General features: G+C 66.8%; 10 protein-coding genes. 2 read left to right on the plus strand and 8 right to left on the minus strand.

Annotated features, from left to right (window positions below):
* The first annotated feature begins 144 nt into the window (after positions 1 to 144).
* Positions 145 to 1,269: a sensor histidine kinase gene (locus IC535_RS17980; RefSeq protein WP_228885469.1), complete on the plus strand. Its 1,125-nt coding sequence runs from the start codon at positions 145 to 147 to the stop codon at positions 1,267 to 1,269.
* Entirely contained in the window at positions 1,266 to 2,051 is a 786-nt protein-coding gene (locus IC535_RS17985) for a LytR/AlgR family response regulator transcription factor (RefSeq protein WP_228885468.1), read from the plus strand. The genes IC535_RS17980 and IC535_RS17985 overlap by 4 nt, the downstream gene beginning before the upstream one ends.
* A 26-nt stretch (positions 2,052 to 2,077) precedes the next feature.
* Here IC535_RS17985 and map read toward each other — a convergent pair whose 3' ends face one another.
* The 8 genes from map to IC535_RS18025 all read right to left on the minus strand — a co-directional run.
* The gene (gene map, locus IC535_RS17990) at positions 2,078 to 2,845 is read right to left on the minus strand and encodes a type I methionyl aminopeptidase (RefSeq protein WP_228885467.1); all 768 of its coding nucleotides are present in this window, start codon (positions 2,843 to 2,845) and stop codon (positions 2,078 to 2,080) included.
* Complete coding sequence (locus IC535_RS17995) at positions 2,842 to 3,054, minus strand: ParD-like family protein (RefSeq protein WP_038687903.1); 213 nt, start codon at positions 3,052 to 3,054, stop codon at positions 2,842 to 2,844. The genes map and IC535_RS17995 overlap by 4 nt, the downstream gene beginning before the upstream one ends.
* A gap of 88 nt (positions 3,055 to 3,142) precedes the next feature.
* Positions 3,143 to 3,574: a RidA family protein gene (locus IC535_RS18000; RefSeq protein WP_228885466.1), complete on the minus strand. Its 432-nt coding sequence runs from the start codon at positions 3,572 to 3,574 to the stop codon at positions 3,143 to 3,145.
* A gap of 56 nt (positions 3,575 to 3,630) precedes the next feature.
* The gene (locus tag IC535_RS18005) at positions 3,631 to 3,861 is read right to left on the minus strand and encodes a hypothetical protein (RefSeq protein ID WP_228885465.1); all 231 of its coding nucleotides are present in this window, start codon (positions 3,859 to 3,861) and stop codon (positions 3,631 to 3,633) included.
* A gap of 82 nt (positions 3,862 to 3,943) precedes the next feature.
* Entirely contained in the window at positions 3,944 to 4,528 is a 585-nt protein-coding gene (locus IC535_RS18010; RefSeq protein WP_228885464.1) for a hypothetical protein, read from the minus strand.
* A 35-nt stretch (positions 4,529 to 4,563) separates the two neighbouring features.
* Entirely contained in the window at positions 4,564 to 6,987 is a 2,424-nt protein-coding gene (locus IC535_RS18015) for a fimbria/pilus outer membrane usher protein (protein ID WP_228885463.1), read from the minus strand.
* Positions 6,988 to 7,169: 182 nt separating this feature from the next.
* Positions 7,170 to 7,895: a fimbria/pilus chaperone family protein gene (locus IC535_RS18020; protein WP_228885462.1), complete on the minus strand. Its 726-nt coding sequence runs from the start codon at positions 7,893 to 7,895 to the stop codon at positions 7,170 to 7,172.
* Positions 7,896 to 8,139: 244 nt separating this feature from the next.
* The coding region (locus IC535_RS18025) for a DUF1120 domain-containing protein (RefSeq protein ID WP_228885461.1) at positions 8,140 to 8,817 on the minus strand (678 nt) is incomplete at its 5' end.

The raw sequence follows: 8,817 nt of genomic DNA on the forward strand, positions 1-8,817 counted from the left end.
CCCGCGCGCCCTGCCCGGCAACGCATCCGGGACCAATCGTCGCCACGACCGGGCCAATCGTAATGGGCCGTCATGGCGCTTCCCGCCCGCGCGGGGCCTGCCTAAGATGGGGCTCGCCAGCGATGCCTGGCCCAGGATTCGGTCATGAACATCCGCCTCGGCAGCACCCAGATCCGCCTGTCACGCTATATCGCCCTGTGGACGCTGGTGGCCCTGGTGTTCGCCATGCAGAACGCAATCAACGCCGGCATGCCCCGCACCCAATGGCCACTCTGGGATCTGGTCCGCTGGTCGCTGATCCAGTGGTACACCTGGGCCGCCCTGGCCCCCACCGTGTTCCGCCTGGCCGAACGCTTCCCGGTGCGCGGCAGCCAGCGCTTCCACGGCCTTGGCGCGCAGGTGGTGGCCAGCCTGTGCGTGACGCTGGCAGCGATGGTGCTGGGCGCGCTGGTCTCCACCCTGTACGAACCCAGCGGTTTTGCCGAACAGTTGGGCTATTTCCTGGAACAGCACTTCGCCATCGGCTTGCTGACCTACTGGACGCTGTTTGCGATCCAGCAGGCACTGCATTTCCACGCCGAAAAAGCCCGGCGCGAGCTGGAAGCCAGCCAGCTGGCCACCGAGCTGGCGCAATCGCGGCTGCTGGCGCTGAAGTCGCAGCTGCAGCCGCATTTCCTGTTCAACACGCTGCACGCCATCATCACCCTGCTCGACGAAGACAAGCTGTCGGCCGAAGACATGCTGCTGCGCCTGAGCGAGCTGCTGCGCGCGTTCCTGGAAGACTACGACGGCCAGGAAATCAGCCTGCGCCAGGAGCTGGACCTGATCGAGCTGTACCTGGGCATCCAACGCGTGCGCTTCAAGGACCGCCTGGCCACCCGCACCTATATCGCCCCTGACACGCTGGACTGCGCCGTGCCCAGCCTGATCCTGCAGCCATTGGTGGAAAATGCGTTGCGCCACGGCATCGGCCAGCGCGTGGGCAGCGACACCATCGAGATCGAAGCGCGCCGCGACGGCGATGCGCTGTGCATCGAGGTCCGCAACCGCAACAGCACGCTCTCGGCCGAGCCGGCCGCCTCGGCCGGGCACGGCATCGGCATGTCCAACACGCGCCTGCGGCTGCAGGAACTCTACGGCGATGCCGCCGAGGTACGCCTGGACAGGATCTGGCCGGAGGGCGTGGTGTGCCGCATCCGCGTGCCGTTCCGCGAGCTGGAGAGCGCCGAGGATGCGCCCGAGTTCAACCCTGGGTTGTCGCCGGCATGACCCTGACCGCGCTGGTGGTGGACGACGAGCCGATCGCGCGCCACGCGATCGTGCGCCTGCTGCGCGACGATCCGGATATCGAGATCGTCGGCGAGTGCGGCGACGGCGTAGCGGCGGTGGCGGCGATCCGCAATCAATCCCCGGACCTGGTGTTCCTGGACATCCAGATGCCGGCAATCAACGGCATGGACGTGGTCGCCACCATCGGCGCCGAGCGCATTCCGGCCACGGTGTTCGTCACCGCTTACGAGCAGTATGCGGTCAAGGCGTTCGAAGCCAACGCGGTGGACTACCTGGTCAAGCCGTTCAGCCGCGAGCGCTTCGCCGCCACCCTGCAGCGCGCCAAGGCGCGATTGGCCGCGGCCAGCGGCGTGGGCGCGCAGGCCTCGGCGCAGATCCTGCAGGCGCTGGATGCGCTGCGCCAGCGCGAGGACTACCTGCAGCGCATTCCGGTGCGGGTGGACGAGCACGTGGTGCTGGTGGCGGTGGACGACATCGTCTGGATCAAGGCGGCGCGCAACATCGTAGAGATCCACCTGGTCGATCGCGTGCACGAGCTGCGCGAAACCATGGCCACCCTCGCCGCCCGGCTGGATCCGCGTCACTTCGCCCGCGTGCACCGCTCGGCGATCGTCAACGTGCGCCGGGTCAAGGCCATCCATCCGTGGTTCAACGGCCACCACGTGGTGACCATGGACACCGGCCAGCAGCTGCGGATGAGCCGCTACCAGAACGAGGCGTTCCTCAAGCTGGTGTCCACGCGCGGCGGTGACGCCGGGTAGCGCCGGGCCATGCCCGGCTGCCCCGGTCAGCGCGCCACGCGCTCTTCGGCGCGCAGCGTCAGCACCTCCACCCCATCGGCGGTCACCAGCACCGTATGCTCGGCCTGCGCCGACAACTTGCCGTCACGGGTGGTCACCGTCCAGCCATCCTCGCTCATGTCGATCGCCGCACGGCCCTGGTTGATCATCGGCTCGATGGTGAAGGTCATGCCTTCTTCCAGTTCCAGCCCATCGCCGCGCCGGCCGTAATGCAGCACCTGCGGCTCTTCGTGCATCTCACGGCCGATGCCATGGCCGCAGAACTCGCGCACCACGCTGTAGCCGTGCGCCTTGGCGTGCTGCTGGATGGCAAAGCCGATATCGCCCAGCGTCGCCCCCGGCCGCACTACGCCAATGCCTTTCCACATCGCCTCGCGGGTGACCCGCACCAGCCGCTTGGCCGCGTAGTCCACCTCACCGACCAGGTAGGTCTTGCTGGAATCGGCGATGAAGCCGTCCTTCTCCAGGGTGATATCCAGGTTGACGATGCTGCCGCTGCGCAGGATCGCATCGGCGGCGGGCACGCCATGGCAGACCACATTGTCGATCGAGCTGTTGAGCACGTAGGCGAAGCCATACTGGCCCTTGCTGGCCGGGCGCGCCTGCAGCTCATCGACGATGAAACGTTCGACCCAGTCATTCACCTGCAGCGTGCTCATGCCTTCCAGCGGCAACTGGTCCAGGGCCTGGAACACCTGCGCCAGCAGCCGGCCGGAGGCGCGCATCAGCGCCTGTTCCTCCAGCGTCTTGATCATGCTTCGGCCACCCGCAACGCGCCCGGCGCGACCCCGGCCGCGCGCAGCTCGCGGCTGACGATCTCCTGGTAGCTCATCCCGGGGTTCATCTCGCACAGCATGCCGATCTTGATCCAGAACCCGGCCTGGGCATTGATCGAACGCCCGGAAACGCCGCTGGCGCGGCGCAGGTTGTCGTGCAGTTCGTCGTCGATGTTGACGATGCCCATCGGCAGTTCTCGCAGCAGGAATATATGTATCGTATATGCTACGTATATTCATCACCAGCCCCCGCCCAGCCGTCGTTCCGACCGTCGTTCAGGCGGTATAGGCGGTCGCCTCGATCTCGAACAGCATCCCGTCCAGCGCCAGCCGCGGCACCGGGATCAGCGTGCAGGTCGGTGCGCGGCCCAGCGGCCAGCGCCGCCCGATCTGCTCGGACAGGATGCCCAGCCGGTCCTGGTCGTGGTCGACCACCAGCACGGTCAACTTGGCCACGTCGGCCAGGCTGGCGCCGGCCGATGCCAGCGCCAGGCTGAGGTTGTCCAGCGCCTGCGCCACCTGCACCGCGAACTGCGGCGACAACGCGCCATCGGCAGTTTCCCCGCCCTGCCCGGCAATATGGATCACCCGCGCCGGCAGGCGCACCACCGCTACGTGCGAATAGCCGTTGGCACTGGGGTCGTAGAGGCCGGAGGGATTGATGAAACCGAACAGGCCGGCGGGCGCAACGGGGGCATCGGTCAACATGGGCAGGCATCGTTGGGGAATGGGCGCGCAGTGTCCGGCCTCAACCGTGGTTGAGGTCAACGTCGCACGGTGCAACGCTGCGATGCTCCAAAGCGCATGCGCCCGATTTTGGCTACGTGGCTGGTGAAATCCAGGTAGCCGTGCTCGGCCACGAACGCGGCCATGCCCAGGTTGCCCACGCACAGTACCGCCGCCCACACCAGCGCCGGCCCGGCCTTGACCTCGTGCCCGCCGGTGGTCAGCCCGATGATGGAATTGGCCAGCGCGTAGATGCACGCCAGCGACATCAACCGCCGTTTGCCGGCACTGTGCAGCAGCGCACGGCACGCCCCCGTCGAGCGCCCCTCGTCAGGAGCGCTCGACGACCTCTCAGGGGCGTTCGACCGCCTCGAAATGCCCCTGGCCCTGCAACCGCAGGTCGACATTGGCGCGTAGCGCCGATGCCGGTGCACTGACCTCAATCTCGACCTGCGCCGAAAAGCTCCGCACTGCCGCATCGGTACCATCCACCAGCAGGCGCAGCCCGTCATCGGGCGTCATGGCCAGCGCGTTACCCTGCCGTTCCGGGTGATGCAGCGAGGCCAGGCTGACCGGGCGGCCGTCGGCACTGGCGTGGCTCAGCATTACCCCCAGCCTGGCCTCGCCGCTTCCGCCGCCAAGATCCACCCGGTAACCACGGCCATCCACCACAGGTGCGCGAAAATGCAATTCCAGCCTTGTGGGGACGCTGCAAATGATGTTCAGCGTGCCCATCTGTCGGCCCAGCGATACGTCGCCGCTGACGCGGTGCTGCGGGTTCACCTCGGCAGGTACGATCCGGCCGAGGTCGGCCTCGGCCATCCCCAGGCTCAACTCGCAGCTGGCCGAGGCCGCACCCGCCAACAGCAGGCCGAGCATGGCCGTCAGTGCACGTGCGGCAAGTGCATAGGCGGAGGTAACGCATTCGATTGCCATGAACCAACGTCTCCGGGTTGTTCGCTTCCGCACGATCAGCGCTCCATCACGCAGACGGCGTCGACGTTTTCATAATAGGAATCGGCGGGCGCCCATTCCGGCAGGCTGATGGTCGTCTGGCAGGCCGTCGCGTCGCCGAGCGTCACCCGCAACGACCCGGACAACTGCTGGCCATCGAGGAACACCATGCCGTCGGTACTGACCGAACTCAGCCATTGCCCCGCCGGATCGAACACTGAGCTGCCGCTGGGCAGCGGCGCGCCTGCGTCATCCAGCAGACGCAGCAGAACGCGGCGGCTGCGCACCACGTCGAAGTTGACCTTGGCAACCGCACCACGGCCCAGCCCCAGCACCTTCAGGCCGTTGCGCACGTCGACGTTCCTGGGCAGGCTGCGGGTGCTCATTTCCAGCCGCACCGGCGCATATGCCGGCATGAACGGCGCTACGGCCTGGCCATCGCCGTCGGTCCAGACCGGGCCATGCGGGGTCTGGATACGCACCCCCGGCGTGCCCGGCACCGACAGCAGCGCGAAGGTATCGCGCACCGCATACGGTGACAGGGTGATGCCCTCGTCGTGTGCCACCATGCCACCGGACACATGCCCGGTATACAGCGTATTGCCGTTGCCGTAACGCGAGAAGCCAAGGTCGGCCCGCAGGTAGCGTGGCAGCAGTGCGACATGCGCCGCCACGCTCGGTGTGGTCTCTTCGCTGCTGGTTTCCATCCGCAGCCGGTAGCTGACCTGCTCGTTGATGCGGTCCTGGTAGGAGGCGCTCAGTGCCTGCCGGCGATCATTACGCGCATATCCGGTGTTCAAGCTGCCGCTGCGGCCCAGCGGCACTGTCAGGGTGGCATATGCCAGCAGGTCGTTGCGCGCACCGCTGAGCTTGTCCAGACTCAGCGACAGCGAGCCATTGCGGTTGCTCTTGCTCCAGCGCAGGGTGGAACGATGGGTATCGGCCAAGCCGGCGCTGGAATAACGCGAGTAACCTGTGCCGAACGCACCCAGCAGCGGGTGTCGATACTGCAGGTTGAAACTGGCCTGGCGCTGTCCATTGCGCGGCTCCAGGTCATGCGGATCGCTCCAGTCGTCGGGTAGTGCCTCCGGCAACGCGGAGGCCTGCTGGAAACCCCGATAGGCGTCGGTCTGCAGGCTGTAGGAGGCATCGGCGGAAAACGCATCGCTGAACTGCAGGCTGGCATTGAGGCTGGTCTGCGCACCCACGCCCGCCCCTGCATGATCGAATGACAGGGTCTGGCCGATGCCGCCGCTCAACCAGCGGTTCACCGCCACCGTGTATTGCGCGCCCAACGCCTGGTAGTCCGGCGACAACAGTCCGCCCACCCCAAGGTTGGCGCGACTGCCCAACGGCAGGTCGGCCCGCCCGACCAGCAGCCAAGGTGCCTTGCGCACGCCGATGGCGCTGTCCCCGTCGTACCAGGGCTTGCCCAGCGCCAGCGAGAAACTGCGCTCGCGCGGCACGAAGCCGACCGCAAAGCTGCTGGCAGGCACCACGAAGCCGCGGCGCACGCCACCAGCTTCGATGACGCTGACCTCCAGATCGATGTTGGCGTTATTGAGTTGCAGTCCGGTCAGGGTGAACGGTCCCGGCGGCACCAGGGTGGAATGGATCAGCGCGCCGCCCTGGCGTACTTCGACCCGCGCCTCGGTCTCGGCGATGCCTTCGACCACCGCGCGGCTACCGGCCTCGTCGAGCAATGCGGTTTCCGGGAACAGCTGCGCACCCAGCAGCGGCGGCGCGTCGAACATCGACCCGTTGGCGTTGAACTTGCCCACCTGCAGCACCCGCTTGGATTGCGGCAGGCTGCGCTGGGCATAGGCATCGAGGTGGTTGAAATCACTGTTGCCGTTGCTGCGTGAAAACGTCTGCCGGCTGCGGAAGCTCCAGTCGCGGTAGTTGAAGCCCAGCTCGGTGCCGGCCTGCAAGGTGCTGTTGTTGGTGGCGGCGCTGTTGCTGCGCATGTACAGCAGGTCGTAATTGAACAGTGCCGCGCCACCGCCGGTGGTCATGCCCAGCAGCGGATCTTCGGTACGGCTGCCGATCGCCTCGGGCGGCAGCACCAGCTCGACCTCTTCGCGCCCCGGGCGCAGGTGCACCAGCGCCTGCGGGTAGAGGGCAGGCAGATCGATACAGCCCTCACCGGCGTCGTTGGGCACCACCACATTGGCCCGGCCCAGCAGCTCGCGGCTGGCGCACAGCGCGCCGTCGGCGTCGAACCGGGCCGGCAGCGTGCCGATGCGGGTGCCGTTGACCTTGAGCAGCACCGGCTGTTCACCGGCCAGGAAGCGCTTGCTGTACTTGAACGATTCGGCCAGCTCGGCCGGCAGCCCACGCGCGGCCAGAATATCCACGTCGAACTGCGCCGCCGCGCCGCTGGCCCCGCCACTGGCAGCGGCCTGCTGGCAGCACAGGCCCAGCAGGATAGCGCTGTACAACCTGGTTTTGGTCCGGAACTCAAGCATGGATAGGCAACCGTTGGGCACGCGCGGCCCGCCCTCGCAGCAGCGGACGGCGATCTGCATCGCCATCTGCTGCGCGTCAGGCGCGCTCGCAGGAAATCGTTGCAGGATGCAGGTCGTGCCGCCAAAGGCGGCCACGCCTGCCCGGGGTCATGCGGTCAAGGTGCGGCCAGTGCGGCCTTCGCTGCGTCAGGTGCGGCCAGCGCGGCCTGCACCGGCTCCAGCAGATAGCCATTCAACGACGCCGGGCGGAACGAAATCTGCTCGGTCGCCGCCAACGCGGTTGCCGCCGGCACCTCCAGGGTCTCGCCGGGCAGGATGTAGGTGCGCGGCAGCGACAGCGAGGCCCCGCCACTGGCCAGGCTCAGCTCCGGTGCCATCCGCACCACGTAGGCGCCCGCATTGGTCACGCTCAGCCCACTGGCGGTGCGTCGCCACTGCAGCAGGGCCCACGGCGTGCTGTTTGGCTTCAGCCCCTTGGGCCGGATGATCACCGGGATGTTCTGCCGCACCGCGATGCTGACCACCCCGGGCGCGGCCTGCGGGATGCCTTCGAAGGTCGCCCGGCGCAGCCGCTCGACCGGGCGCCCGGCACCCTCGTTCTTGAGGATGAAACGGACCATCTGGGTATCGCCCGGGTCGACCCGGGTGATCGGCGGCGTCACCAGCAGCAGCGGCTCGCTGTCTTCTGCGATATCCACCACCGCCGAGTGCAGCAGCACCGGCGATTCAGATTTGTTCTTGAGGCTGATCACCCCCTCGCCCTCGCCGGCATCGACCACGATCACCGACGACTGCAGCTGCAGCGAGGCCTGCGCGGTGCCCACCGCCAGCAGAGAAACCGACAGCAGCGCCAATGCGGCGATACCGCTACGAAGCTTCATTTTGCACACGATCATGGGAAATCCAATGGCAGTTGAGTGCGTGTATTTTCTTGGCGGGGCCGCACGACTTCTATAAAGAAAGTCCGAAAACGACATTCAATGCTGTAATCAACCATATCTGGCGGCACATTCCACGCCACTACGCCAGGACAGCGGCCCCTGTGCCTGCATGGGTGGCCTGCCGCGCCAGGCAGCGGCGCGGCAGGCGGCCATTCACCCTGGGATACAAGGTGAACGTGGCCATTTACAGATAGACCACTTCCAGGGTGGCGCTGCCATCCAGGCTGACGTCCGCGTCACCGGGGATGTTGCCCGACTTGTCCAACGACACGGCCACCGCCATCGGGAACTTGTGCACCTTGCCGGGCATGTTCAGGTTGGCACCACCGCCGGTATTCGCACCGAAGTAGACGTTGGTATTGCCTCTGAAATGCAATGCCGTGGTGCTGTAGTTGTCGTAGCTGATCGCACCGTCGTTGTTGGCGTAGATATAGGTCGCGGTGATGCCATCAACGTCGGGCGGGCCGAAGGCCAACGCATACGCCCCGATCGGGGTGCCGGCGTGACTCTGCCCAAGGCCCAGCAGATTTGCAGGCGCGTGGCTGCCATCGGTACCCGGCACGCTCGATCCCTCGAACTTGACGGTCATGTTGCCGGTCGGCTTGTCCGCCTCCTTGTTGTCGACCACCTTGAGCAGCACCAGCGTATCGTCCGTGCAGGTGACCGTGGCGGCGATGTCCTTGGCACCGATCGCGGCGCTTTCGGCAGGCTTGAGCAGGGTGCGGCTGATGTTGCCGAAGTCGACGATGCCACCGCCGTCCAGTACCACGCCGCAGGCCGGCGATTTGATGGTGCCGACCACGCTCAGATCAGCAGTGGTTGCCGCCGTCGCGCCGCCAGCCATGCCCAGCAGGGCAACGGC

The organism is Stenotrophomonas rhizophila (assembly GCF_020857975.1).
GTDB lineage: Bacteria > Pseudomonadota > Gammaproteobacteria > Xanthomonadales > Xanthomonadaceae > Stenotrophomonas > Stenotrophomonas rhizophila_C.